This is a genomic window from Luteimonas rhizosphaericola (assembly GCF_029888045.1).
Classification (GTDB): Bacteria; Pseudomonadota; Gammaproteobacteria; order Xanthomonadales; family Xanthomonadaceae; genus Luteimonas; species Luteimonas rhizosphaericola.
The window spans coordinates 178,324-202,658 of sequence record NZ_JARXRN010000020.1; the positions used below are offsets into that span (position 1 = coordinate 178,324).

Annotated in this window: 20 protein-coding genes; 10 read left to right on the forward strand and 10 right to left on the reverse strand. The window is 69.0% G+C overall.

The features are described 5' to 3' along the window. The first annotated feature begins 34 nt into the window (after positions 1-34). The 3 genes from aat (at position 35) to QFW80_RS04785 (ending at position 3,100) form a co-directional block, all read left to right on the forward strand. Complete coding sequence (gene aat / locus QFW80_RS04775; protein ID WP_280600208.1) at positions 35-781, forward strand: leucyl/phenylalanyl-tRNA--protein transferase; 747 nt, start codon at positions 35-37, stop codon at positions 779-781. Between the two features lie 106 nt (positions 782-887). Next, positions 888-1,106 (forward strand): translation initiation factor IF-1, encoded by a 219-nt coding sequence (infA, locus tag QFW80_RS04780; RefSeq protein WP_133322078.1) that lies wholly within the window; start codon positions 888-890, stop codon positions 1,104-1,106. A gap of 122 nt (positions 1,107-1,228) precedes the next feature. Further along, complete coding sequence (locus QFW80_RS04785) at positions 1,229-3,100, forward strand: DUF885 domain-containing protein (RefSeq protein ID WP_280600210.1); 1,872 nt, start codon at positions 1,229-1,231, stop codon at positions 3,098-3,100. Between the two features lie 552 nt (positions 3,101-3,652). Here the strand turns inward: QFW80_RS04785 and clpA are convergent. Together clpA and clpS are read right to left on the reverse strand one after the other, a co-directional pair. After that, complete coding sequence (gene clpA / locus QFW80_RS04790; RefSeq protein ID WP_280600211.1) at positions 3,653-5,938, reverse strand: ATP-dependent Clp protease ATP-binding subunit ClpA; 2,286 nt, start codon at positions 5,936-5,938, stop codon at positions 3,653-3,655. A gap of 78 nt (positions 5,939-6,016) precedes the next feature. Continuing rightward, a complete protein-coding gene (gene clpS / locus QFW80_RS04795; RefSeq protein WP_280600213.1) occupies positions 6,017-6,337 on the reverse strand; it encodes an ATP-dependent Clp protease adapter ClpS in 321 nt (106 codons plus the stop codon). A gap of 106 nt (positions 6,338-6,443) precedes the next feature. Between clpS and QFW80_RS04800 the strand changes: the two genes are divergently transcribed. From QFW80_RS04800 to hflD, 4 genes are read left to right on the forward strand one after another with little or no spacing between them, the layout of a single operon-like run. Beyond that, the gene (locus QFW80_RS04800; RefSeq protein ID WP_280600215.1) at positions 6,444-6,926 is read left to right on the forward strand and encodes a hypothetical protein; all 483 of its coding nucleotides are present in this window, start codon (positions 6,444-6,446) and stop codon (positions 6,924-6,926) included. A gap of 16 nt (positions 6,927-6,942) precedes the next feature. Beyond that, on the forward strand, positions 6,943-7,407 hold the full coding sequence (locus QFW80_RS04805) for an NUDIX hydrolase (protein ID WP_280600217.1): 465 nt from the start codon (positions 6,943-6,945) through the stop codon (positions 7,405-7,407). Next, entirely contained in the window at positions 7,404-8,525 is a 1,122-nt protein-coding gene (mnmA, locus tag QFW80_RS04810) for a tRNA 2-thiouridine(34) synthase MnmA (protein ID WP_280600218.1), read from the forward strand. Before QFW80_RS04805 ends, mnmA begins: the two co-directional genes overlap by 4 nt. Next, positions 8,522-9,124, forward strand: a complete 603-nt coding sequence (gene hflD, locus QFW80_RS04815) for a high frequency lysogenization protein HflD (protein ID WP_280600220.1) — start codon at positions 8,522-8,524, stop codon at positions 9,122-9,124. Before mnmA ends, hflD begins: the two co-directional genes overlap by 4 nt. Before the next feature lie 24 nt (positions 9,125-9,148). On the opposite strand, the gene QFW80_RS04820 is transcribed toward hflD, so the two are convergent. The 4 genes from QFW80_RS04820 to QFW80_RS04835 form a co-directional block, all read right to left on the reverse strand. Next, positions 9,149-9,469, reverse strand: coding sequence for a DUF3817 domain-containing protein (locus tag QFW80_RS04820; protein ID WP_280600221.1), 321 nt, complete (start codon positions 9,467-9,469; stop codon positions 9,149-9,151). Positions 9,470-9,608: 139 nt separating this feature from the next. After that, positions 9,609-12,200, reverse strand: coding sequence for a bifunctional aconitate hydratase 2/2-methylisocitrate dehydratase (acnB, locus tag QFW80_RS04825; protein ID WP_280600223.1), 2,592 nt, complete (start codon positions 12,198-12,200; stop codon positions 9,609-9,611). A gap of 39 nt (positions 12,201-12,239) precedes the next feature. Beyond that, positions 12,240-12,638: a type II toxin-antitoxin system VapC family toxin gene (locus QFW80_RS04830; protein ID WP_280600225.1), complete on the reverse strand. Its 399-nt coding sequence runs from the start codon at positions 12,636-12,638 to the stop codon at positions 12,240-12,242. After that, on the reverse strand, positions 12,635-12,841 hold the full coding sequence (locus QFW80_RS04835; RefSeq protein WP_280600226.1) for an AbrB/MazE/SpoVT family DNA-binding domain-containing protein: 207 nt from the start codon (positions 12,839-12,841) through the stop codon (positions 12,635-12,637). The genes QFW80_RS04830 and QFW80_RS04835 overlap by 4 nt, the downstream gene beginning before the upstream one ends. Positions 12,842-13,007: 166 nt before the next feature. Between QFW80_RS04835 and acnA the strand changes: the two genes are divergently transcribed. Next, positions 13,008-15,773, forward strand: coding sequence for an aconitate hydratase AcnA (gene acnA / locus QFW80_RS04840; RefSeq protein WP_280600227.1), 2,766 nt, complete (start codon positions 13,008-13,010; stop codon positions 15,771-15,773). 84 nt (positions 15,774-15,857) lie between these two features. Here acnA and QFW80_RS04845 read toward each other — a convergent pair whose 3' ends face one another. Continuing rightward, complete coding sequence (locus tag QFW80_RS04845; protein ID WP_280600228.1) at positions 15,858-16,310, reverse strand: nuclear transport factor 2 family protein; 453 nt, start codon at positions 16,308-16,310, stop codon at positions 15,858-15,860. A 212-nt stretch (positions 16,311-16,522) separates the two neighbouring features. Between QFW80_RS04845 and QFW80_RS04850 the strand changes: the two genes are divergently transcribed. Together QFW80_RS04850 and QFW80_RS04855 are read left to right on the forward strand one after the other, a co-directional pair. Beyond that, the gene (locus tag QFW80_RS04850; protein ID WP_280600230.1) at positions 16,523-18,196 is read left to right on the forward strand and encodes a long-chain fatty acid--CoA ligase; all 1,674 of its coding nucleotides are present in this window, start codon (positions 16,523-16,525) and stop codon (positions 18,194-18,196) included. 174 nt (positions 18,197-18,370) lie between these two features. Next, positions 18,371-19,297 carry a crotonase/enoyl-CoA hydratase family protein gene (locus tag QFW80_RS04855; RefSeq protein WP_280600232.1) on the forward strand — a complete coding sequence of 309 codons (927 nt, stop codon included), beginning with the start codon at positions 18,371-18,373 and terminating at the stop codon, positions 19,295-19,297. A 26-nt stretch (positions 19,298-19,323) separates the two neighbouring features. On the opposite strand, the gene QFW80_RS04860 is transcribed toward QFW80_RS04855, so the two are convergent. The 3 genes from QFW80_RS04860 to lysS all read right to left on the reverse strand — a co-directional run bounded on the left by QFW80_RS04860 (position 19,324) and on the right by lysS (position 24,314). Continuing rightward, the gene (locus tag QFW80_RS04860) at positions 19,324-21,471 is read right to left on the reverse strand and encodes an ATP-binding protein (RefSeq protein WP_280600621.1); all 2,148 of its coding nucleotides are present in this window, start codon (positions 21,469-21,471) and stop codon (positions 19,324-19,326) included. A gap of 5 nt (positions 21,472-21,476) precedes the next feature. Continuing rightward, positions 21,477-22,529 (reverse strand): two-component system response regulator, encoded by a 1,053-nt coding sequence (locus QFW80_RS04865; protein WP_280600234.1) that lies wholly within the window; start codon positions 22,527-22,529, stop codon positions 21,477-21,479. A gap of 261 nt (positions 22,530-22,790) precedes the next feature. Continuing rightward, complete coding sequence (lysS, locus tag QFW80_RS04870) at positions 22,791-24,314, reverse strand: lysine--tRNA ligase (protein WP_280600235.1); 1,524 nt, start codon at positions 24,312-24,314, stop codon at positions 22,791-22,793. Positions 24,315-24,335: the final 21 nt, after the last annotated feature.

Consider the following 24,335-nt stretch of genomic DNA (forward strand, 5'->3'; position numbering starts at 1 on the left):
CGCGCTTGGACGATCGCGACCCTACAATGCCGCCGTGAGCCTGCAGGTGCCCCGCCTGGACGACGACCCGGACGCGCCCTTTCCGCATCCGGACGCCAGCCTGCGCCTGCCGGACGGTCTGGTGGCGCTCGGGGGCGATCTTTCCCCCGCCAGGCTGCTGAACGCCTATCGCCACGGCATCTTCCCCTGGTATTCCGAAGGCCAGCCGATCCTGTGGTGGTCGCCGGATCCGCGCACCGTGTTCCGCACCGACGGCATACGCCTGTCGTCGCGCTTCCGCCGCAGCCTGCGCGCCTCGCCCTGGGTCGCGCGGGCCGACACCGCCTTCGTGCACGTGGTCGAACGCTGTGCCCGTGCCCCGCGGCCGGGCCAGCGTGGAACCTGGATCACGCCGGCGATGCAGGCAGCCTACGCCCGCATGCATGCCCTCGGGCACGCGCACAGCGTCGAGATCTTCGCCGGACCTGAGGACGACGCGGCCCTGGTGGGCGGCATCTACGGGATCGCGCTGGGGCGGATGTTCTTCGGCGAAAGCATGTTCAGCGCCGTCTCCGGGGGCTCGAAGGTCGCCCTCGCCGCCCTGGGCGGCTGGCTGCATGCGCGCGGCTGGCCATGGATCGACGCGCAGCTGGAGAACCCGCACCTGGTCTCGCTCGGCGCGGTGACCATGCCCCGTCCCGCGTTCCAGGCGATCCTGGGGACGCTGGTCGAGGCGCCGGAGCCGCCCGGCGCGTGGACGGCCGACTTCGGTGTGCAGCCGGTCCGCGCACTGGCCGGATGAACCCGCTGACTGCGCGGCCTTTTTGCATCGATCGGGCCCGCGTGCCAGAATGGCGCGCTTTTTCGCGGCAATGACGCCGCTCCCGCAACCACCGGCAACAGGACGAATGGCGAAAGACGACGTCATCGAATTCGAAGGCACGATCTCCGAGACCCTCCCGAACACCATGTTCCGGGTGAAGCTGGAGAACGGCCACGAAATCATTGCGCACATCTCCGGACGGATGCGCAAGAACTACATCCGCATCCTGACCGGCGACCGGGTCAAGGTCGAGATGACCCCCTACGACCTCACCAAGGGTCGCATCACCTACCGCATGAAGTAGCGCGGCGCGCCCGGCGCCCCGCCCTGCCGGCCCAGCGGCCGGACCGCATGTGCTGATCCGCACATGCACGAGCCCCGCAACGGACCTATGCTTCGGACACCACCTTGTCCGGAGTCGTTCCGATGCGCCTGCCCGTTGCCGCCCGCACGCTCGCCCTGTCCATCGCGTTCGCCCTGTCGGGCGGCGCGGCGTCCGCCCAGGACGCGCCCGCCAGCCCCGTCGCCGCCGCCGCGCCCGCGGGCCAGGCCGATGTCCAGGCCCGCCTGGACGCCTGGTTCGCCGAGAAGTACCAGGAGCAGCTGCGCTTCAGCCCGATCTCGCTGACCTTCCTCGGCCGCAAGGAGCTGTACGACCAGCTCGACGACATGTCCTACGAGGCCGCCGACCGCCAGCTGGCCTGGCAGAAGGCCACGGTCGACGAGCTGGAGCGCGAGTTCGACCGCGACGCGCTCGATCCCGAGGCGCAGCTGTCCTACGACCTGTGGAAGCTGCAGTACGAGAACGCGCGCGACGCGATGCGCTTCCGCGACAACGTCTATGTGTTCAACCAGATGCAGGGCGCGCAGTCGTTCCTGCCGACGTTCCTGATCAATTTCCACAAGGTCGAGGACGAGTCCGACTATCTCGCCTACCTCAAGCGGATCGAGGCGGTGCCGCGCGCGTTCGGCCAGATGCTGGACCGCGCGAAGCGCAACGCCGAAGCCGGCTACCGCATGCCGCGCTTCGCCTACGACGGCGTCCTGACCGAGGCCCGCAAGGTGGTCAGCGGCGCGCCGTTCGGCGAGGGCGAGGATTCGGCGCTGTGGGCCGACCTGCAGGCCAAGGCCGATGCACTGGTCAAGGCCGGCAAGATCGACGCCGCGCGCGCCGACGAGCTCAAGTCGCAGGCCCGCGCCGCGCTGGTGGCGCACGTGCAGCCGCCCTACGCCGAACTGATCGCCTGGGCCGAGGCGGACCGCGCCAATGCCGCCGAGAACCCCAGCGGCGTCGGCAGCACCCAGCCCAATGGCGGCGAGTACTACCGCCACCAGCTGCGCATGCACACCACCACCGACCTGACCGCCGAGCAGGTGCACCAGATCGGCCTGGACGAGGTGAAGCGCATCCACGGCGAGATGGAGGCGCTCAAGGACAAGGTCGGTTTCGACGGCGACCTGCAGGCGTTCTTCAAGCACATCGGCACCGATCCGCAGTTCAAGTTCCCCGACACCGATGCCGGCCGCCAGGCCTACATCGACGAGGCCACGGCCGCGATCGCCAACATCAAGCGGGTGCTGCCGCAGTACTTCGGCCTGCTGCCGAAGGCGGACCTGGTGGTGAAGCGGGTCGAGCCGTTCCGCGAGCAGCCGGGCGCCGCGCAGCACTACTTCCCCGGCACGCCGGACGGCTCGCGTCCGGGCGTGTACTACGCGCACCTGTCGGACATGAACGCGATGCCGAAGCCGGAACTGGAGGTCATCGCCTATCACGAGGGCCTCCCGGGGCACCACATGCAGATCTCGATCGCGCAGGAACTCACCGGCGTGCCCGAGTTCCGCACCCAGGCGCGTTCGACGGCGTATTCCGAGGGCTGGGGCCTGTACTCGGAATGGCTGGCCAAGGAGATGCCGGGCACCTACCAGGACCCCTATTCCGAATACGGCCGCCTGAGTTCCGAGCTGTGGCGAGCGGTGCGGCTGGTGGTCGACACCGGCCTGCACGCCAAGGGCTGGACCGAGCAGCAGGCGGTGGACTACTTCAAGGCCAACACGGCGATCCCCGACGCGTCGGTGCGTTCGGAAGTCCAGCGCTACATCACCTGGCCCGGCCAGGCCACCGCCTACAAGATCGGCATGATCCGGATCCAGGAACTGCGCCGGAAGGCCGAGGAGCAGCTGGGCGAGCGCTTCGACATCCGCGGTTTCCACGACGCGGTGCTCGGCGGCGGCGCCCTGCCGATGACCCTGCTGGAGCGCCGCGTGGACCAGTGGATCGAGTCGCGCAAGCAGGTCTGAGGCATCGATGCCCCCGGGCCATTCCCGGGGATCGATTGGAACCAAATGCCCGATGACGCGGAGACGTGCCTGTCGGGCTCCGGAGGGACGCCTGCTCGCGCCGGCGGCAGGCCGCTTCTCCCTCGGTCAGGGCATCCTGCCCTGACTCGGGCGCGCGCCATCCATGGCGCGCTGGTCGCGGCCCACCGCCGGCGCAAGCAGGCTCGTCCGACTCCGGTTTTCGAGTCTTCGTCGAACAGCAAAGCGCTGCGGCGTTTCCTCCCCGCGCGCACCTGACGCGGAGCAGCGCGGAAGAAGCGGTCGTTGCGATGAGGCGCCGAACCGAAGACCGGACACCGTCCGCCGCGCGCCGCGGGGACCCGGCCGGGGATTGCGCAAGCGGCACAGGGATGTGCCGCGGCCGCGAGTGCGGGCATGGACGTCTGCCCGAGCGGTGCGCGATCCCCGGTCGGGGCACCGCGGCCCTCCCGGAGGCGTGCGCCGAAGCCCGTATGCACCGGTAAAAAAAGGGCGGCCATGGGCCGCCCTTCGTTCAACACGCGCAGTCGCGGGTTACTCGACCGTCGCCGGCAGCAGCTTCTCAGGCTCGGCCGAGGCCTCCACCACCAGCTCGTCGTCGCGCACGTCGATGCTGACGCGGCCGCCGTTGACCAGCTTGCCGAACAGCAGCTCGTCGGCCAGCGGACGCTTCACCTTGTCCTGGATCACCCGCGCCATCGGCCGCGCGCCCATCAGCGGATCGAAGCCGTGCGAGGCGAGCCAGTCGCGCGCCGCCGGGGTGGCGGCCAGGCTCACGTTCTTCTCGTGCAGCTGCGCCTCCAGCTCGATCAGGAACTTGTCCACCACGCGCAGGATGTGGTCCATCCCCAGCGCCTGGAACTGCACGATCGCGTCCAGCCGGTTGCGGAATTCCGGGGTGAAACCCTTGCGGATCACCTCCATCGCGTCGGTGCTGTGGTCCTGGCGGGTGAAGCCGATCGAGCGCCGCGACGCCTGCGCCGCGCCCGCGTTCGTGGTCATCACCAGGATCACGTTGCGGAAGTTCGCCTCGCGGCCGTTGGTGTCGGTGAGCACGCCACGGTCCATGACCTGCAGCAGGATGTTGAAGATGTCCGGATGCGCCTTTTCGACCTCGTCCAGCAGCAGCACGCAGTGCGGCGTCTTGACGATCTTCTCGGTCAGCAGGCCGCCCTGGTCGAAGCCGACGTAGCCCGGGGGCGCGCCGATCAGGCGCGACACCGAATGCGGCTCCATGTACTCGGACATGTCGAAGCGCACCAGCTCGATGCCCAGCTGCAGCGCGAGTTGCTTGGTGACCTCGGTCTTGCCCACGCCGGTGGGGCCGGCGAACAGGAAGTTGCCGATCGGCTTGTCGGGATTGGCCAGACCCGAGCGCGCGAGCTTGATCGCCGACGTCAGCGTCTCGATCGCAGGATCCTGGCCGAAGATGACCATCTTCAGATTGCGCTCCAGGTGCTCGAGCACGTCCTTGTCCGACGCGCTGACCTGCTTGGTCGGAATGCGCGCCATCTTGGCCACGATCGCCTCGACCTCCTCGACGTCGATCAGCGTCTTGCGCACGTCGTCGGGCAGCAGGCGCTGGCGCGCGCCGGCCTCGTCGATCACGTCGATCGCTTTGTCGGGCAGCAGCCGGTCGCCGATGTGCTTGACCGACAGGTCCACCGCGGCCCGCAGTGCGTCGTCCTCGTAGAGCACGGCGTGGTGCTCCTCGTACTTGCCCTTCAGCCCGCGCAGGATCTCGTAGGCCTCGCCCACCGTCGGTTCGACGATGTCGATCTTCTGGAAGCGCCGCGCCAACGCGCGGTCCTTCTCGAAGATGCCGCGGTATTCCTGGAACGTGGTCGAGCCGATGCAGCGCAGGTCGCCCGAGGCGAGCGCCGGCTTGATCAGGTTCGAGGCGTCCATCGTGCCGCCCGACGCCGAGCCGGCGCCGATGATGGTGTGGATCTCGTCGATGAACAGGATCGCGCCGGGATGCTTCTTGATCGCGCCCAGCACCGCCTTGAGCCGCTTCTCGAAATCGCCGCGGTACTTGGTGCCAGCGACCAGCGCGCCTAGGTCGAGCGAATAGATCGTCGCGTCGGCGAGCACCTCGGGCACCTGGCCGTCGACGATGCGCCGCGCCAGGCCTTCGGCGATCGCGGTCTTGCCCACGCCCGCCTCGCCCACGTACAGCGGGTTGTTCTTGCGTCGGCGGCACAGCACCTGGATCGTGCGTTCGATCTCCTCGGCGCGGCCGACCAGCGGATCGATGCGGCCTTCCATCGCCATCGCGTTGAGGTCGGTGGCGAACTCGGCCAGGGCATCGCCCTTGCCCTCGCCCGCCTCGCCGCCCTCGGCGCGCGCGGCGGCATCCTCGGCGGCGTGCGTGGCATCCTCGCCGCCGGTCTTGGCGATGCCGTGCGACATGTAGTTGACCACGTCGAGCCGGGTGACGTCCTGCTGGTTGAGGAAGTACACCGCGTGCGAATCCTTCTCGCCGAAGATCGCCACCAGCACGTTGGCGCCGGTCACCTCCTTCTTGCCCGAGGACTGGACGTGGTAGACCGCCCGCTGCAGCACGCGCTGGAACCCGAGCGTGGGCTGGGTGTCGCGGCCGTCGTCGTCGGGCAGCTTCGAGACCGAGGTCAGGATGGCCTGCTCGAGGTCGCTGCGCAGGCGGTGGAAGTCGGCGCCGGTGGCCTTGAGCACGGCCTCGGCGGAGGGGTTGTCGAGCAGTGCAAGCAGCAGGTGCTCGACCGTCATGTACTCGTCGCGCGCCTCGCGGGCGCGCTTGTAGCACTGGCCGATGCTGTACTCGAGATCCTTGCTGAACATGGGGCTGAAGCCTCCGGGGAACTGCTGCCTGTATGGGGCCGCGATTCCGGCTTTTCCATGCCCCGGCCTTGGCCCCTTTTAGGCCTTTTCCATGGTGCAGAGCAAGGGGTGCTGGTTGAGCCGGGCGTATTCGTTCACCTGCGCCACCTTGGACTCGGCCACCTCGCGGCTGTACACCCCGCAGACCCCGCGGCCGCGGGTGTGGACGTGCAGCATGACCTGGGTGGCCTTCTCCAGGTCCATGGCGAAAAAACGCACCAGCACGTCGATCACGAAGTCCATCGGCGTGTAGTCGTCGTTCAGCAGCAGGACGGAGTACAGCGGCGGGCGCGCCAGTTCGGGCTTGCCGGTCTCCACCACGGTGCCGTGCTCGTGGTCGGGCGCGTGCTTTCGGGTCATCGCCCCATTATACGAAGCCGCGGTGAGTCTCCGGTCCACGCCGGCGTGGACGGCCCGGCGCCCGCCGCGAGACAATCCGGGGTTCCACACCTTCGGAACCCCGCCGATGCCGTTCCACGCCCGCCTGGCGCTGTGCGCCGCCCTGATGCTCTCCACCCTGCCCGCGGCCCGGGCCGTGGCCGAGGATGCGGCGGTCGCCTCCCGGCTCGACGCGCGGGGGATCAAGTACGAGGTCGACGAGGACGGGGACTACCGGGTGACCTACAACTACGCCGAGGAAGGCAGGACGCAGCTGGTATTCGTCTCGGGCCGGACCGAATCCATCGGCGGCTTCCGCGTGCGCGAGGTGTTCGCGCCGGCGGCGTGGGTGGACAAGGACCGGGTGGACGGCGCGCGTGCGCTGGCGCTGCTGGAGGACAGCCGGCGGCAGAAGATCGGCGCCTGGGAGATCGGCGGCGATGCGCTGTACTTCGTGATCAAGCTGCCGGACAACGTCGACGCCGCGCAGCTGGAGGCGGCGATGGACATCGCGGCCGAGGTCGCCGACAACAAGGAAATCGAGTTGAGCGGCGACCGCGACGAGCTGTGATCCGGACTCCCGACCCATGAGCTACCGCGAAGGCCGGTTCTGGCAGCCCGACGTCACCGTGGCCACGGTGGTGGTCGACGGCGGCCGCCTGCTGTGCGTGGAGGAGCACGTCCAGGGCCGGCTGGTGCTCAACCAGCCCGCCGGCCACCTGGAGCCCGACGAGACCCTGCTCGACGCCGCCCTGCGCGAGACCCGCGAGGAAACCGGCTGGGACGTCCGCCTGACCGCCTTCGTCGGCGCCTACCAGTGGAAGGCGCCGGAAACCGGCCGCCACTACCTCCGGTTCGCCTTCGCTGCCGAGCCGGTGGCCCACGACCCGGCCCGGCCGCTCGACGAGGGGATCGTCCGGGCGCTGTGGATGACGCCCTCGGAGCTGCGCGCGGCCAGCGACCGCCATCGCAGCCCGCTGGTGTGGCAGGTCGTGGCCGACCACCTCGCCGGACGGCGGCATCCGCTGTCGCTGGTCTCGCAGCTGGGATGAATGCCCCGCGGACCATCGTGGGCATGTCCGGCGGCGTCGATTCCTCGGTCGCGGCCCTGCTGCTGCGCGACGCCGGCGAGTCGATCGCCGGCCTGTTCATGCAGAACTGGAACGAGGACGACGACGGCGAGTGCCGGGCCGAGGACGATCGCCGTGACGCGGTCGCGGTCTGCGGCCGTCTCGGGATCCCGATCCATTTCCGCGACTTCTCCCGGGAATACTGGAGCGGCGTGTTCGAGCATTTCATCGCCGAATATGCCGCCGGCCGCACGCCCAACCCGGATGTGCTCTGCAACCGCGAGATCAAGTTCAGGCATTTCCTCGATGCCGCGCATGCGCTCGGCGCCGAACGCATCGCCACCGGCCACTATGCCCGCGTGGCGATGGCCGGCGACCGCTGGCGACTGCTGCGCGCCGCGGACCGCGGCAAGGACCAGAGCTATTTCCTGCACCAGCTCGGCCAGGCGCAGCTGGCGGCCACGGTGTTCCCGCTCGGCGAGCTGGCCAAGACCCGCGTGCGCGAGCTGGCGCGCGAGGCCGGCCTGCCGACCGCGGCCAAGAAGGATTCGACCGGCATCTGCTTCATCGGCGAACGCGATTTCCGCGGTTTCCTGGCGCGCTTCCTGCCGGCGCGCGAAGGCGAGATGCAGACCCCCGACGGCCGCGTGGTCGGACGTCACCCGGGCGTGTTCTATTTCACCCTGGGCCAGCGCGAAGGCCTGCAGATCGGCGGCGTGCGCGGATTCGACGCCGCGCCCTGGTACGTGGTGGGCAAGGACGTCGCGCGCAACGTGCTGCTGGTTGACCAGGGCGCCGACAGCCCCTATCTCCATTCGACCCGTCTGTGGAGCGAACCGGCACACTGGGTCGACGGCGCGCCGCCGGCCGGGCGCTTCGACTGCACGGCCCAGACCCGTTACCGGCAACAGGAGGAACCCTGCCAGGTGAGCATCGACCAAACCAGTGGACAGCTCGAGATCGCATTCCCTCGTCCGCAGCGCGCGGTGACGCCCGGCCAGTCCGTGGTCCTGTACGCCGGCGACGTGTGCCTGGGTGGCGCGGTGATCGCCGCCACCGACGCGCCGCTGGAACGGCAGCTGCGCGGGGCGGCGGCATGAGCGACGACCGCGTCCTCGCCCTGGCCGGCCTGGTGCAGGCGCTCAAGCAGGTGCGCCGCATCGCCGAGACCGGCCAGGCCGATGCAGCCGTGCTGGGCACCTGCCTGGACAGCGTGTTCCGGATCGACGCCGCCTCGCCCGAGGACGTCTACGGCGGCGCCCACAACCTGCGTCCCGGGCTGCTGCTGCTGCGCGACTACCTGGCCAGCCAGGGCGACGACCCGCAACTGCCCAAGCTGGCGCTTGCCGTGACCCAGCTCGAACGCCGCTTCGTCTCCAACGACGCAGTCGCCGAGCGCGTGCACGAGGGCATCCTGGCGTTGAAGCCGAAGGCCGATGCGCTGGGCAGCATCCACCCCGACGTACTGGCCGCACTGGGGACCCTGTACGCGGACACCGTGAGCCACCTTCGCCCGAAGGTCATGGTGCAGGGCAACCCGCACTACCTCGGACAGGCAGGCGTGGTGGCCGAGATCCGCGCGATCCTGCTCGCGTCGCTGCGCTCGGCGGTGCTGTGGCGCCAGCTGGGCGGGAGCATCTGGGACCTGTTCCTGCGCAAGCGCGGCATGCAGCAGTCGATCGAGAGCTGGCTCGACTGAAGCGCCGGCCAGGCGTATCCGGCGTCAGCGGGCCGACAGCAGCCCGCGGCGCCGGAACCAGACCTCCACCGGCAGCGTCGCCAGCGGCGGCACTGCCGCCACCAGCGCCACCAGCAGCGCCCACAGCGGCCAGCGCAGGCGCACGCCAGCGCCCACCGCGACCACCACGTACAGCAGGAACGCCGCCCCGTGCAGGCGGCCGAACAGCCACACCCCCAGGTCCGTGGTCCCGGTGCCGTACTTGAGCAACATCCCGATCAGCAGGCCGGCCCAGGTGGCCGCCTCGATGAAGGCGACGATGGCGAACACCCGTCCGGCGGGGGCGAGTCGGTCGAAACGGGTCATGTGGTCGGGGTTCCCGGCATGCGCCACTCCCGGTCGGTCGGCGGCGCGCTCGTCATGGTGACGACGGGCGCGGCCCAGGGTCCGGCGCCCGTCACAAGGTCGACACGCCCGCCGCAGGGCGGCGGGTCGGGTCCTGGTCTCAGGCCGCGACGCCCGCGGCCGTCTCCCGGTACTCGTCGATCTGGTCGAAGTTCATGTAGCGGTAGATCTCCGCGCCCTGATCGTTGATCACGCCGATGTCGGCCATGTACTCCTCGCGTGTCGGGATACGACCCAGGCGCGAGCAGATCGCCGCCAGTTCCGCCGAGCCGAGGAACACGTTGGAGTTGCGGCCCAGGCGATTGGGGAAGTTGCGCGTGGAGGTGGAGAACACCGTCGCGCCCTCGCGCACCTGTGCCTGGTTGCCCATGCACAGCGAGCAGCCCGGCATTTCCATGCGCGCACCGGCGGTGCCGAAGGTGCCGTACACGCCTTCCTTGGTGAGTTCGGAGGCATCCATCTTGGTCGGCGGCGCGACCCACAGGCGGGTCGGGATATCGCGCTTGCCTTCCAGCAGCTTGGCCGCGGCGCGGAAGTGGCCGATGTTGGTCATGCACGACCCGATGAAGACCTCGTCGATCGCGGTGCCGGCCACGTCCGAGAGCGACTTCACGTCGTCGGGATCGTTCGGGCAGGCCAGCAGCGGCTCGTGCACCTGCGCCAGGTCGATCTCGATCACCGCGGCGTACTCGGCGTCGGCGTCGGGTTCGAGCAGCTGCGGGTCGGCCAGCCACGCTTCCATCTTCGCGATGCGGCGCGCCAGCGAGCGGGCGTCCGCATAACCTTCCGCGATCATCCACTTCAGCAGCGTGATGTTGCTGGTGAGGTACTCGATGATCGGCTCCTTGTTGAGCCGCACCGTGCAGCCGGCCGCCGAACGCTCGGCCGAGGCGTCGGACAGCTCGAACGCCTGCTCCACCTTCAGCTCCGGCAGTCCCTCGATCTCGAGGATGCGGCCGGAGAAGATGTTCTTCTTGCCCTGCTTGGCCACCGTCAGCAGGCCCTGCTTGATGGCGTAGTACGGGATCGCGTTGACCAGGTCGCGCAGTGTGACGCCCGGCTGCATCTGGCCCTTGAAACGCACCAGCACCGACTCGGGCATGTCCAGCGGCATCACCCCGGTGGCCGCCGCGAACGCGACCAGGCCGGAGCCGGCCGGGAACGAGATGCCCACCGGGAAGCGCGTGTGCGAGTCGCCGCCGGTGCCCACCGTGTCGGGCAGCAGCATGCGGTTGAGCCAGCTGTGGATCACGCCATCGCCCGGGCGCAGCGAGATACCGCCGCGGGTGGAGATGAACTCCGGCAGGGTGTGATGAGTCTTCACGTCCACCGGCTTCGGATACGCGGCGGTGTGGCAGAACGACTGCATCACCAGGTCGGCGGAGAAGCCCAGGCAGGCCAGGTCCTTCAGCTCGTCGCGGGTCATCGGGCCGGTGGTGTCCTGTGAGCCGACCGAGGTCATCTTCGGCTCGCAGTAGGTGCCCGGGCGCACGCCTTGGCCTTCCGGCAGGCCGCAGGCGCGGCCAACCATCTTCTGCGCCAGCGAATAGCCCCTGCCAGTGTCGGCCGGCTGCTGCGGCTGGCGGAACAGGTCGGTCGCCGGCAGGCCCAGCGACTCGCGCGCCTTGGCGGTCAGACCGCGACCGATGATCAGCGGGATGCGGCCACCGGCGCGCACCTCGTCGAAGAGCACCTCGGACTTGACCTGGAACTCGGCAATCACGAGCCCGTCCTTCAGCGCCTTGCCGGCGTAGGGGCGCAGCTCGACCACGTCGCCGTGGTGCATCTGAGAGACGTCGAGCTCGATCGGCAGCGCGCCGGCGTCCTCCATGGTGTTGTAGAAGATGGGCGCGATCTTGCTGCCCAGGCACACGCCGCCGGCGCGCTTGTTGGGGATGTACGGGATGTCGTCGCCGGTCCACCACAGCACCGAGTTGGTCGCCGACTTGCGGCTCGAACCGGTGCCGACCACGTCGCCGACGTAGGCGACCAGGTGACCCTTGTCCTTGAGCGCGAGGATCTCCTGGATCGGACCGCGCCTGCCGTCCTCCTCCGGCACGAACGGGGCGTCGGGACGCCGGTTCTTCAGCATCGCCAGCGCGTGCATCGGAATGTCCGGGCGGGTGGTGGCATCCGGCGCCGGCGACAGGTCGTCGGTGTTGGTCTCGCCGGGCACCTTGAACACGGTGATGGTGAGCGACTGCGGCACTTCGGGCTTGCTGGTGAACCACTCGGCGTCGGCCCAGCTCTGCAGCACGGCCCTGGCGTTGGCGTTGCCGGCCCTGGCCTTCTCCTCCACGTCGTGGAAGGCGTCGAACACCAGCAGGGTCTTCTTCAAGCCCTCGGCGGCGATCGTTCCCATCGCAGCATCGTCGAGCAGGTCGACCAGCGGCGCGACGTTGTAGCCGCCGAGCATGGTTCCCAGCAGTTCAGTGGCGCGCTCGCGCGTGATCAGTGGCGTCGACTCGGTGCCGAACGCCACGGCAGCCAGATAGGAGGCCTTGACCTTGGCGGCGTCGTCGACGCCGGCCGGAACGCGGTGGCTGATCAGGTCGACGAGGAAGGACTCCTCGCCGGCCGGGGGCTGCTTGATCAGTTCGATCACGTCCCCAGTCTGCTGCGCGCTCAGCGGCAGCGGCGGGATGCCTAGCGCTGCGCGCTCGGCGACGTGGTGGCGGTAGGCGTCCAGCATCGGGGTCTCCGGGAATGGTGTGGAATGGAGTGGAACCGGTCAGGCCTTGGGCACGATGAGCTTCAGGCCCTTGAAATAGTCGCGGTGGAAGGCGGCGTCGAAGGTCACCAGCCCGTCGCACTGCAGCAACGCATGCGCACCCACGAGGAAATCGGCGAGCGGCCTGGGTTCGCCTCCGCGCTGGCGGAGCCGGCGCAGCATCTCCCCCGCGCGCAATGCGGACTTGGACTCGACCGCGCTGAAATGCACGCCCATCTCCTCCAGCGCCGCCAGCGCCTCGGCGCCGTTGCGCAGCGCGGCGCTCACCTGCGCCAGTGCCGCGTCGCAGACCACCACGCGCCCGCCGCCCAGGCACTGGCGCAGGCTGGTCTCGACCGCATCGGCGCGCGGGCCGTCGGCCAGCAGCTCGACCAGGACCGGGGCGTCGACCGCGATCATCCCTTCGCCTTGGCCGGCTCGCTGCCCGCATCGAGCGCGAACTTGCCGCGCACGCGGGAGATCGCGTCGTCCACGTGCTTGCTCAGGACGATGCGGCTGCCCTCCAGTTCGACCTTGAGCACGCTGCCCTTGGTCAGCCCGAGCGCATCGCGCACCGCCTTGGGCAAGGTGATCTGGCCGCGTTCGGCAACGGTGGCTTCCATCGCATGCTCCACGGACGTGGCGGTATGGACAGATTATACATACTTCATGCTCCATACTGACGCGCCCATACCCGGTTTCGCCCCCGGGTCGCGTCGCCGGCCCGACACACCGACCGGCGTAGACTCGGGCCCAGCCTGAAGCCCGCAGCCACAGGAGCCCCCCGTCATGGCCGATTCCTTCTCCACCCGCCGCACGCTCGAAATCGGCGGACAGTCCTATGCCTACGCCAGCCTGCCCGCGCTGGGCGAGCGCTTCGACATCGCCCGCCTGCCCTACTCGCTGAAGATCCTGCTGGAGAACCTGCTGCGGCACGAGGACGGCGTGACCGTCCTGCCCCAGCACGTCGAGGCGCTGGCGCGCTGGAACCCGGACGCCGCGCCCGACACCGAAATCGCCTTCATGCCCGCGCGCGTGGTGCTGCAGGACTTCACCGGCGTGCCCTGCGTGGTCGACCTGGCCGCGATGCGCGACGCCGTGGTCAGGCTGGGCGGTCGCCCGGAACAGATCAACCCGCAGATCCCGTCCGAACTGGTCATCGACCACTCGGTGCAGGTCGACGTGTTCGGCCGGCGGGACGCGCTGGACCTCAACGGCAAGATCGAGTTCGAGCGCAACAAGGAACGCTACGGCTTCCTGCGCTGGGGCCAGAAGGCCTTCGACAATTTCAAGGTGGTGCCGCCCAACACCGGCATCGTCCACCAGGTGAATCTCGAGCATCTCGCCCGCGTGGTGATGGTCGCCGAGCGCGAGGACGGCGTGCAGTGGGCGTATCCGGACACCGTCTTCGGTACCGATTCGCACACCACGATGATCAACGGCATTGGCGTGCTGGGCTGGGGCGTGGGCGGGATCGAAGCCGAGGCCGCCATGCTCGGCCAGCCCTCCTCGATGCTGATTCCGCAGGTCGTCGGCTTCGAGCTGACCGGCCGCATGCCAGAGGGCGCGACCGCGACCGACCTGGTGCTCACGGTCACCGAGATGCTGCGCAAGCACGGCGTGGTCGGCAAGTTCGTCGAGTTCTTCGGCGACGGCCTGCAGCACCTGCCGCTGGCCGACCGCGCGACGATCGGCAACATGGCGCCCGAGTACGGCGCCACCTGCGGCATCTTCCCGATCGACCGGGAGTCGCTGAACTACCTGCGCCTGTCGGGTCGCAGCGAAGCGCAGATCGCGCTCGTCGAGGCGTATGCGAAGGCACAGCAGCTGTGGCACGAACCCGGTGCGCCCGCGGCGCGCTATAGCAGCGTGCTGACGCTGGACATGGGCGAGGTCCGTCCTTCGCTGGCCGGCCCCAAGCGCCCTCAGGACCGGGTGCTGCTGGAGCACGTACAGCAGAACTTCCGCGACAACGTCGGTGCGCTGACCGCGCGCCGCGACGCCACCAGCGACCCGCAGATCGACCGCTTCGAGAAGGAAGGCGGCGACCAGCCCCAAGCCGAACGCCTGGCGGCCAGACCGGTCTCGCGGATCACCCTCGACGACGGCGAGCACGAACTGACCGACGGTTCGGTGGTGATCGCCGCGATCACCTCGTGCACCAACACCTCGAATCCGGCGGTGATGCTCGGCGCCGGCCTGCTCGCGCGCAATGCCGCGGCCAAGGGGCTGAAGGCCGCGCCGTGGGTCAAGACCTCACTCGGCCCGGGCTCGCTGGTGGTCACCGACTACCTCGAGAAGGCGGGCGTGATGGACGATCTGGAGAAGCTGGGCTTCTACGTCGTCGGCTACGGCTGCACGACGTGCATCGGCAACTCGGGGCCGCTGCCCGAAGCCGTGTCGAAGGGCATCGTCGCGAACGACCTGGCCGTGGCCTCGGTGCTGTCGGGCAACCGCAACTTCGAAGGACGCATCCACGGCGAGGTCAAGATGAACTACCTCGCCTCGCCGCCCCTGGTGGTCGCCTACGCGATCGCCGGCACCGTCGACATCGACCTGACGAACGATCCGCTGGGCAAGGATACCGACGGCAACCCGGTCTACCTGCGCGACATCTGGCCCTCGAACAAGGAGATCGGCGACTTCATCGCCCGGACCATCGGCCCGGAGATGTTCGCCAAGAACTACGCCGACGTGTTCAAGGGCGACACCCGCTGGAACACGATCGCATCGCCCGACGGCGATCTGTATGCATGGGACGAAGCCTCGACGTACATCAAGAATCCGCCCTACTTCGACGGCATGACGATGGAGCTCGGCAGCATCGACGACATCCATGGTGCGCGCGTCATGGGGCTGTTCGGCGACTCGATCACCACCGACCACATCAGCCCCGCCGGCAACATCAAGAAGGACTCGCCGGCCGGCCGCTTCCTGCAGGCGCGCGGCGTGCAGCCGGCGGACTTCAACAGCTACGGCTCGCGCCGCGGCAACGACGACGTCATGGTGCGCGGCACGTTCGCCAACATCCGCATCAAGAACCTGTTCTTCGGTGGCGAGGAAGGCGGCAACACGCTGTACTTCGGACCGCCCGGCAGCACCGCCGCGCCCGAGAAGATGCCGATCTACGACGCGGCGATGAAGTACATCGAGGCCGGCGTGCCGACCGTGGTGTTCGCCGGCAAGGAGTACGGCACCGGGTCGTCGCGCGACTGGGCGGCCAAGGGCACCAACCTGCTGGGCATCCGCGCGGTCGTCGCGCAGAGCTTCGAGCGCATCCATCGCGCCAACCTGGTCGGCATGGGCGTGCTGCCGCTGCAGTTCCGCGACGGCGAGAGCGCGGCCGGCCATGGCCTGGACGGCTCCGAGGTGATCGAGATCACCGGACTGGACGACGGCAAGGCGAAGACCGCGACCGTGCAGGCGACCCGCGCCGATGGAACGCAGGTGCGCTTCGAGGTCCACGTGCTGCTGCTGACGCCGAAGGAAGTGGAGTACTTCCGCCACGGCGGCCTGCTGCACTATGTCTTGCGCCAGCTCGCGGCGCGCCGGTAACGGCCCGTCGCATCACCGGCGCAGGCCCCGCCCGGCGCAGCGCGCCGGGCGTTCGGACATGGCACGCGTCAGCGTGGCGGACAGCTAAAGTCGCGGGGTCCAGCGGGCGCTGGTGAGCAGCCACTCGCCTTCGTCCCGCCGCCAGCCGGTTTCGACTTCGTAGATGCGCGCGCTCTCCGGCAGCAGGCCTCCGGATCCACCGCGCAATGCCGCGGTGAATCGGACGATGGCACTCGTCTCCTCGATGTCCACCTGCAGCGGCCCGGTGTCGATCGCCAGATCGCGGTAGCGCAGGCGGATCGCGGCGGCCAGTCGCCGCGCACCATCGCGGTCGAGGCCGTCGTTGCCGATGAAGTCTTCCGCCAGGTGCTGCTGCATCGCAGCAGGATCGTGCTCTTCGATCGCGGCGTGCAGCTCGGCCACCGTCGCGCGCAGGGCCTGTTCCGGATCGGTACGCGCACAGCCAGACGCCAGCACCAGGCACCACGCGCACGCGAGCCATGCCCAGCGCAGCCCGTACCTGCGTGGTGCTTCCATGCGACACGCGCCTTGCTTGCGGTCTGGATGACCTGCCATGCGATGTTCTCCTCTGTCCTCGCAAATGTACGGCAATGCGGTACCCGCCCGCCCCCGATCGCGCGTCCCGCAAGCATGTGCGGGGCGCCTTGCCAGCCTCTGGAGCCTATGCTCCAATCGATACCCAACGGTATCGCACGAGTGCCGGCCAACAGTTCCGTGGAGGGGATGGAATGACGATCGAACGCCCGTGGCTCGCGCAGTATCCCGCCGGTGTCCCCGCGGAAATCGACGTCGACGAATTCCCGTCCATCCCCGCCGTGATGGAGCAGTCGATCCGCCAGTTCGGCGATCGACCGGCCTTCTCCAGCATGGGCAAGGTGCTCACCTATTCCGAGGTGGATGCGCTGAGCCGCCGCTTCGCGGCGTACCTGCTCGGCGAACTCAGGCTCAAGAAGGGTGATCGCGTCGCGATCATGATGCCCAACTGCCTGCAGTACCCGATCGCCACCTTCGGCATCCTGCGCGCCGGGCTCACGGTGGTGAACGTCAATCCGATGTACACCCCGCGCGAGCTGCGCCACCAGATGGTCGACTCCGGCGCCAGCGTGATCCTGGTGCTCGACAACTTCGCCCGCGTGGTGCAGGACGTGCTGCCCGACACCGCCATCCGCCAGGTGATCACCACCGGGCTGGGCGACATGCTCGGCTTCCCCAAGGGCGCGATCGTCAACTTCGTGCTGCGCAACGTGAAGAAGATGGTGCCGGACTTCGACATCCCGTCGGCGATCCGCTTCCGCGCCGCGCTCGAGGCCGGCGACCGCCACGCGCTGCCCGAGGTCGCGATCACCCACGAGGACATCGCCTTCCTGCAGTACACCGGCGGGACCACCGGCGTGGCCAAGGGCGCGATGCTGACCCACCGCAACCTGGTGGCCAACATGCAGCAGGCCTCGGCCTGGATCGGGACCAACGTCCGCCTGGGCGAGGAAGTCATCGTCACCGCGTTGCCGCTGTACCACATCTTCGCGCTGACCGCCAACGGCCTGGTCTTCATGAAGTACGGCGCGAAGAACATCCTGATCACCAATCCGCGCGACATGCCCGGGTTCGTGAAGGAGCTCAAGCGCGAACCGTTCACCGCGATCACCGGCGTCAACACCCTGTTCAACGGGCTCCTCAACACGCCCGGTTTCGACACGATCGATTTCTCGAAGCTGCACCTCACCCTGGGCGGCGGCATGGCCGTGCAGCGCGCGGTGGCCGACCGCTGGAAGAAGGTCACCGGCGTCACCCTGGTCGAAGCCTACGGCCTGACCGAGACCTCGCCGGCCGCGTGCATCAATCCGATGGACCTGGCCGACTACAACGGCGCGATCGGGTTGCCCGTGCCGTCCACCGACGTGTGCGTGAAGGATGAGGACGGGCGCATGCTGCCCGCCGGCGAAGTGGGCGAACTGTGCGTCAAGGGCCCGCAGGTGATGAAGGGCTACTGGAACCGCCCGGAGGAGACGGCCGCCGCCATCGACGCGGACGGCTGGCTGCACACCGGGGACATGGCGAAGATGGACGAGAAGGGCTTCTTCTACATCGTCGACCGCAAGAAGGACATGATCCTGGTCTCGGGTTTCAACGTGTACCCGAACGAGATCGAGGACGTGATCGCGATGATGCCCGGGGTGCTGGAGGTCGCCGCGGTGGGGGTGCCGGACGAGCGCTCGGGCGAGGCGGTCAAACTGGTCATCGTGCGCAAGGACCCCGCGCTGACCGCCGACCAGGTCAAGGCCCACGCCCGCGAGAACCTGACCGGCTACAAGCAGCCCCGGACCGTTGAATTCCGTGACGAACTGCCCAAAACCAATGTGGGTAAGATCCTGCGCCGGGCGCTGCGCGACGAATCGGCGTGAAAACCGGGTGAGGCCCTCCCGCCCGCGAGGCAGGTTCTGCCGCAGAGGGGCAGATAGCGCTTGCAAGCGGCGCCAAATGGGCGCATAGAATCGTGCGGTCGGACGTACTTCACATTTCCGGCCGCCATCCACCCCCGGTCCGACGTGACCCTGGCGGCCCCCCAGGGGACCCTCATGACCAACGTCGAGCTGCTGCACCGCGACCATTCCTTCAATACCATCCGGGTCGAACACGACCCGTCCAACGACAGCCTGTGGTGCTTCATGCACGCCCAGCAGGCGTTCGCGGACCCGACCTACAGGGCCTGCTTCTCGCCGAAGATGTTGCGCGAGCTGCGCCTGTTCGCCCGCCATGCGATCGACACCATCGACCGCTCCGCGAAGGAATCGCCGACGCATCTCGCCCACGTGGTCCTGGGCTCCGATACCCACGTCTTCAACCTCGGCGGTGACCTGGGGCTGTTCCTCAAGCTGATCCGGGCGCGCGATGCCGACGGCCTGCTGCACTATGCCAGCGAGTGCGTGGACAGCATCCACCTGCTGCACAGCCGCATCCATCCCAACGCGCATACCATCGGCCTGGTCGAGGGCGACGCCCTGGGTGGCGGGCTCGAGCTCGCCCTCGCCTGCCAGACCATCGTCGCCGAAAAGGGCGTGCAGATGGGCTTCCCCGAAGTCCTGTTCGGCCTGTTCCCGGGCATGGGCGCCTATTCCCTGCTCACCCAGCGCGTCAGCCCCCGGGTCGCCGAGGAGATGATGCTGTCCGGAACGATGTACAGCAGCGACGAACTGCACCGCATGGGCCTGGTCGACGTGCTGGTCCCCAAGGGCGAAGGGGTGCGCGCGGTGCACGAGCTGATCCGGCAGAACCGGCGCTCGGCCGGGGCCCGGCTGGCCCTGCACCGGGTCCGCGAGGGCGCCCATCCGGTCAGCCACGACGAATTGATGCGGATTACCCGGATCTGGGTCGATACCGCGCTGCAGCTCGGCGACCGCCAGCTGCGGACCATGGAGCGCCTGGTGCGCGCCCAGCTCAAGCGGCCCGCGGACGACGAAGCCGCGACCGGCAGCGACATCGTCGGCGGCCACGCCCAGCGCTGACCCGGCGTCGCCACCGGCGGCGTGGCTCAGGCGTCGGCGTCCGCTTCGGTGGGCACCAGGTCGCCCTGCTCGCGCAGGGCGGCCAGCGCCTGCTCCAGCTGCTGGCGCAGGCGGTTGCTCAATCCAGCCCAGTCGCGGGACAGCTGGTCCACGGGCATGCGCATGCCGGCAGATGCGGTCTCGCTCATGCGCATCGCGCCCATGTTGGCGGCGGTGCCCTTGAGCGCGTGGCAGACGTCGCGGAACTCCTCCCAGCGCGCGGCATTCCCCGCGAGCTCGATGTCGGCGATGCATTTGCGCGCATCGCGCGCGCACTCGCCGAGGAAGCGCTGCACGAATTCTTCGCCCAGGCCCATCTCGCGCAGTTCGTCGAGGATGTGCTTCGAGACCACGTTTTCCTGCGCCGCGGCGCCCGGCGCCGACGCCGGGGCCACCGCCGCAACCGACGCGTCCGCCTGTCCTTCGGCGATGTCCGCCAGCTTCTGCAGCAGCCGGTCGACCGCGATCGGCTTGGTCAGGTAGGCGAACGCGCCCGCGCGCTCGCACTCGGCCTGGGCCTCGCTGGTGGCGTCGGCGCTGAGCACGATGAAGGGCGTGCGCTTGCGTCCCGCCTCCATGAAGCGCGCCTGCTTGATCACTTCGAGGCCGCTGATCCCGGGCATGTGCAGGTCGGTGATGACGGCATCGAACTGCTGGTTCTCGATCGCGTCGAGGATGTCCTCGCCCGCATTGACGATGTAGGCCCGGTGGCCGGCCTTCTCCAGCAGCTTGCGCATCACCATCAGGTTCGCGGCCTGGTCGTCGCCGACCAGAATCCGCAGCGAACGCACGCGCGCGCGGTGGCGGACGAAGGGGTCAGAGAATGCGATGACGTTGTCGTGCGGGCGGGATTCCGGCGCCAGCTGCACGTCGGCCAGCCGCATCGGCAGTTCGACGTGGAAGTGCGACCCGGCCCCGACCGTGCTCTCGGCCCTGATCGTGCCGCCGAGCAGTTCGGTCAGGGCCTTGGCGATCGTGGTGCCCAGGCCGGTGCCGCCGAAGCGGCGGCCGCGGCCCGACTCGACCTGCTCGAACGCGTCGAAGATCCGCTCCAACGCCGACGCCGGGATCCCGATGCCGGTGTCGTGCACCGAGAACCGCAGCAGCGCGTTGCGCGCGTCCGCGTCCCCGGCCAGCGACACGTCGAGCGTGACCTGCCCTTCCTCGGTGAACTTGATCGCGTTCGACAGCAGGTTGATCAGGATCTGGCGCAGGTGGTTGGCGTCGCTGTGCAGCAGGTCGGGCACGTCGGCGCCGATGTTCAGCTCGAGCGCCAGCCCCCTCGCCTGCGCGCCCGGGAGCAGCATCAGGTGGATCGACTTGAGCTGCTCGCGCAGCGAGAAGTCGGTATCGATGCGGTTGAAGCGCCCGGCCTCGATCGCCGAGAGGTTCAGCACGTCGTCGACCAGCAGCTGCAGCGAGCGCGCCGAGGTCTGGATGACCTGCGCGCTGTCGCGCTGGTCCACGTCCAGCTTCGAGGACATCAGCAGCTCGGACATGCCGACGATGCCGTTGAGCGGGGTGCGGAACTCGTGGCTCATGTTGGCCAGGAACCGGCTCTTCGCCTCGCTCGCCGCCTTCGCGGCGTTGGTCGCTTCGATCAGCGCGCGCAGCAGCGAGATCAGGTACAGCGGCACCGCCACCAGGCCGATCACCAGGCCCCAGCCGAGCCACGAATTGGCCTGCCAGTACGGCGTGTACATCACCACGGTGGAGAACGTCACCGCGGCGAAGCCGATCGCGCCGTACAGGTAGCGCGGGCCGAAGCGCAGGCCGTTGCCGATCGTCACCCACAGCAGGATCACGTACATCGGCGCGAGCTTCTCGCCCAGCAGGTACATGCCCGTGCCCATCAGCACGTTGTCGATCACCATGCCCAGGACGCGACGCGGGTGCGAGATGCCGGGCCGCGCGACGATCCAGGCCAAGATGCCGAAGGCGACCACGAAATCGATGGTCAGGATCGTGCGCGAGGCGAACAGCGGCCCGACCAGCGACGGATCGCCTTCGAACGCGAAGTAGAGATACAGGTACACGACCGCGAGCATCACCAGCCGCACGATCGCCTGGCCGTGCTCGCTGTCCGGGCGGTTGGACAGCCGCGCGCGCACGAGATCGAACAGCGGGACGGCCACGCGGCTCAACGCCGGGCGCCCTCCGCGGCGGGATAGCGGCGGCAGATGTCCTCGATGCGGTCACGGCTCCTGAGCAGGGCGGCCGCGCAGGTCGGGTCGAACAGCTTGCCCGACTGCTCCTCGATGTAGGCCAGCGCCTCGTCGATGCTCCAGGCCCGCTTGTAGGGCCGCTGCGAGACCAGCGCGTCGAACACGTCGGCCACGGCCACGATGCGGGCTTCGAGCGGGATCTGGTCGCCGGCCAGGCCGTCGGGATAGCCGCTGCCGTCGAAACGCTCCTGGTGGCGCAGCGCGATCGTGGCGCCCATCTGGATGAAGCGGTTCTGGCTGCCGGTGAGCAGTTCGTGGCCGATGCGCGGGTGCTCGCGCATCACAGCGGTCTCGGCGTCGTCCAGCGGGCCGGGCTTGAGCAGCACCGAATCGGGGATCGCGATCTTGCCGATGTCGTGCAGCGGCGCGGCCAGCTCGATCATCCGCACCTCGTCCTCGAACATCCCCAGCTGCTCGGCGATCAGGCCGGCGATCGCCGCCAGCCGGGCGAGGTTGGCGCTGGTGCCGGCATCGCGGTACTCGATCGCTCGGGCGAGCCGGTGCAGGGTCTCGCGCTCGCGCTCCTCGACCTCGTGCATGCTCGACAGCAGCCGCTGTTCCAGCGACAGCGCGCGCTGCTTGATCGATTCGGACTGCTGGCGCAGCTGCAGCAGGTTGCGGCAGCGCGCGCGCAGCTCGCGCGGACGCACCGGCTTGACCAGGAAATCGATGACGCCGGCGTCCAGGGCGGCCTGGCGGATCGGCTCGTCGCCGACCACGGTCACCAGCACGATCGGCACGTCGCGGTGCAGCAGCGGCTTGCGGAACCGGCGCGCGAACTCGAGACCGTCGATCACCGGCATCCGGTAATCGAGCAGCAGCAGGTCGGGGCGGTTCTCCTCGCACCAGCGCAGCGCCTGCTGGGGGTCGCCGAAGTCGAGCACCTCCAGCTCGGGACTGATGTCCTCGAGGATGTGCCGCAGCATGGTGCGTGCTGAGGTCTGGTCGTCGACGATGACGATGTTCATATGCGCGGCAGGTCCCCGGGGCGACGGGTCGGTGCGTCCGCGTTCGGACCGCCGCCTGACGTAATCGTAAGCAAGTCCTGTGCCCAAGCCGGATCCCTCCATAATGCGACCTGGTTCACGAAACCAACGGGAATCCGCCCGTCCGCAGGTCAGAAGCTGACCGAATCATGCCCTAAATCCACCACTCGTGCGTCGGCCCACCCCGCCCTGTCCCGGGCTGGCCAGGTGCCGCGGCGGAAGTCCGGCGCGCCCGCAGCCCGCTCAGTGGCCGGCTTCGGGCCGCATGTAGGGGAACAGGAGCACGTCGCGGATCGAGGCCGAATCCGTGAACAGCATCACAAGCCGGTCGATCCCTACGCCCAGCCCGCCGGTCGGCGGCAGCCCGACTTCCAGCGCCCGGATGTAGTCGGCGTCGTAGTGCATGGCTTCGTCGTCGCCGCCGGCCTTGGCCTCCAACTGGGCGCGGAAACGCGCCGCCTGGTCCTCGGGATCGTTGAGCTCGCTGAAGCCGTTGGCGATCTCGCGGCCACCGACGAACAGCTCGAAGCGGTCGGTGATGCCCGGTTCGGTGTCGGACTCCCGCGCCAGCGGCGAGACCTCCACCGGGTAGTGGGTGATGAAGGTCGGCTGCACCAGCCCGCCCTCGACGGTCTTCTCGAAGATCTCCAGCAGCAGCTTGCCCCAGCCCCAGGACGGCCTGACCGGGACCTTCAGCGCCGCGCAGTGGCGCGCGAGCGCCTCGCGGTCGCGGCAGTCGGCCTGGCTGATCTGCGGGTTGAGCTCGCGCACCGCCTCTTCCAGCTTCCAGCGCCGGAACGCGGGGCCGAGGTCGATCGCGTTGCCTTCCCACTGCAGGGCGGTGGTGCCCAGGGTCTCCTGCGCCACGTCGCGGATCAGGCCCTCGGTGAGGTCCATGACCTCCTCGTAGGCGACGTAGGCCTCGTACAGCTCCAGCATCGTGAACTCGGGGTTGTGCCGGGTGCTGACGCCCTCGTTGCGGAAGTTGCGGTTGATCTCGTACACGCGCTCGAAGCCGCCGACCACCAGCCGCTTGAGGTACAGCTCCGGCGCCACGCGCAGGTAGAGCTCGAGGTCGAGCGCGTTGTGGTGGGTCACGAACGGACGGGCCGCGGCGCCACCGGCGATGTAGTGCATCATCGGCGTCTCGACCTCCAGGAACCGGCGCGCGTCCAGCCAGCGCCGGATCGCGGCGATGATGCGCGAGCGCTTGACGAACACCTCGCGCGCCTCCGGCGTCACCACCAGGTCGACGTAGCGCTGGCGGTAGCGCTGCTCCACGTCCGCCAGGCCGTGCCACTTGTCGGGCAGCGGGCGCAGCGACTTGGTCAGCAGGTGCAGGGTTTCGGCCTTGACCGACAGCTCGCCGGTCTTCGTCCGCATCAGGGTGCCTTCCACGGCCACGATGTCGCCCACGTCCCAGGTCTTGAACGCGTCGTAGGTCGCGCCCAGCGTGGTGGACTGCAGGAACAGCTGGATCCGCCCGCCCACGTCCTGCAGCTGCGCGAACGCGGCCTTGCCCATCACCCGCTTGGCGAGCATGCGTCCGGCCAGCGACACGCGCCGGCCCTCGGCCTCGAGCGCCTCGCCGGTCCATTGCGCGGCATCGGCGTACTGCGCCTGCAGGTCGCCGGCCTCGTGATGGCGGCGGAAGTCGTTCGGGAACGCGATCCCCTGCCCCCGCAGCGCGGCCAGCTTGGCGCGGCGCTCGGCGATCAGGGCGTTGTCGTCGACGGGCGCGGGAGGGGCGGACGCGGAATCGGTCATGGTGTGGTCGGGATCTGGAGG

Coding starts and splice junctions, on each gene's coding strand:
- QFW80_RS04850 (WP_280600230.1), top strand. CDS start 16,523: ATGACGATCGAACGCCCGTGGCTCGCGCAGTATCCCGCCGGTGTCCCC.
- hflD (WP_280600220.1), top strand. CDS start 8,522: ATGAGCGACGACCGCGTCCTCGCCCTGGCCGGCCTGGTGCAGGCGCTC.
- clpS (WP_280600213.1), bottom strand. CDS start 6,337: ATGACCCGAAAGCACGCGCCCGACCACGAGCACGGCACCGTGGTGGAG.
- lysS (WP_280600235.1), bottom strand. CDS start 24,314: ATGACCGATTCCGCGTCCGCCCCTCCCGCGCCCGTCGACGACAACGCC.
- QFW80_RS04835 (WP_280600226.1), bottom strand. CDS start 12,841: ATGGAAGCCACCGTTGCCGAACGCGGCCAGATCACCTTGCCCAAGGCG.
- QFW80_RS04820 (WP_280600221.1), bottom strand. CDS start 9,469: ATGACCCGTTTCGACCGACTCGCCCCCGCCGGACGGGTGTTCGCCATC.
- mnmA (WP_280600218.1), top strand. CDS start 7,404: ATGAATGCCCCGCGGACCATCGTGGGCATGTCCGGCGGCGTCGATTCC.
- infA (WP_133322078.1), top strand. CDS start 888: ATGGCGAAAGACGACGTCATCGAATTCGAAGGCACGATCTCCGAGACC.
- QFW80_RS04805 (WP_280600217.1), top strand. CDS start 6,943: ATGAGCTACCGCGAAGGCCGGTTCTGGCAGCCCGACGTCACCGTGGCC.
- QFW80_RS04845 (WP_280600228.1), bottom strand. CDS start 16,310: ATGGAAGCACCACGCAGGTACGGGCTGCGCTGGGCATGGCTCGCGTGC.
- acnA (WP_280600227.1), top strand. CDS start 13,008: ATGGCCGATTCCTTCTCCACCCGCCGCACGCTCGAAATCGGCGGACAG.
- clpA (WP_280600211.1), bottom strand. CDS start 5,938: ATGTTCAGCAAGGATCTCGAGTACAGCATCGGCCAGTGCTACAAGCGC.
- QFW80_RS04785 (WP_280600210.1), top strand. CDS start 1,229: ATGCGCCTGCCCGTTGCCGCCCGCACGCTCGCCCTGTCCATCGCGTTC.
- QFW80_RS04800 (WP_280600215.1), top strand. CDS start 6,444: ATGCCGTTCCACGCCCGCCTGGCGCTGTGCGCCGCCCTGATGCTCTCC.
- QFW80_RS04855 (WP_280600232.1), top strand. CDS start 18,371: ATGACCAACGTCGAGCTGCTGCACCGCGACCATTCCTTCAATACCATC.
- QFW80_RS04865 (WP_280600234.1), bottom strand. CDS start 22,529: ATGAACATCGTCATCGTCGACGACCAGACCTCAGCACGCACCATGCTG.
- QFW80_RS04830 (WP_280600225.1), bottom strand. CDS start 12,638: ATGATCGCGGTCGACGCCCCGGTCCTGGTCGAGCTGCTGGCCGACGGC.
- acnB (WP_280600223.1), bottom strand. CDS start 12,200: ATGCTGGACGCCTACCGCCACCACGTCGCCGAGCGCGCAGCGCTAGGC.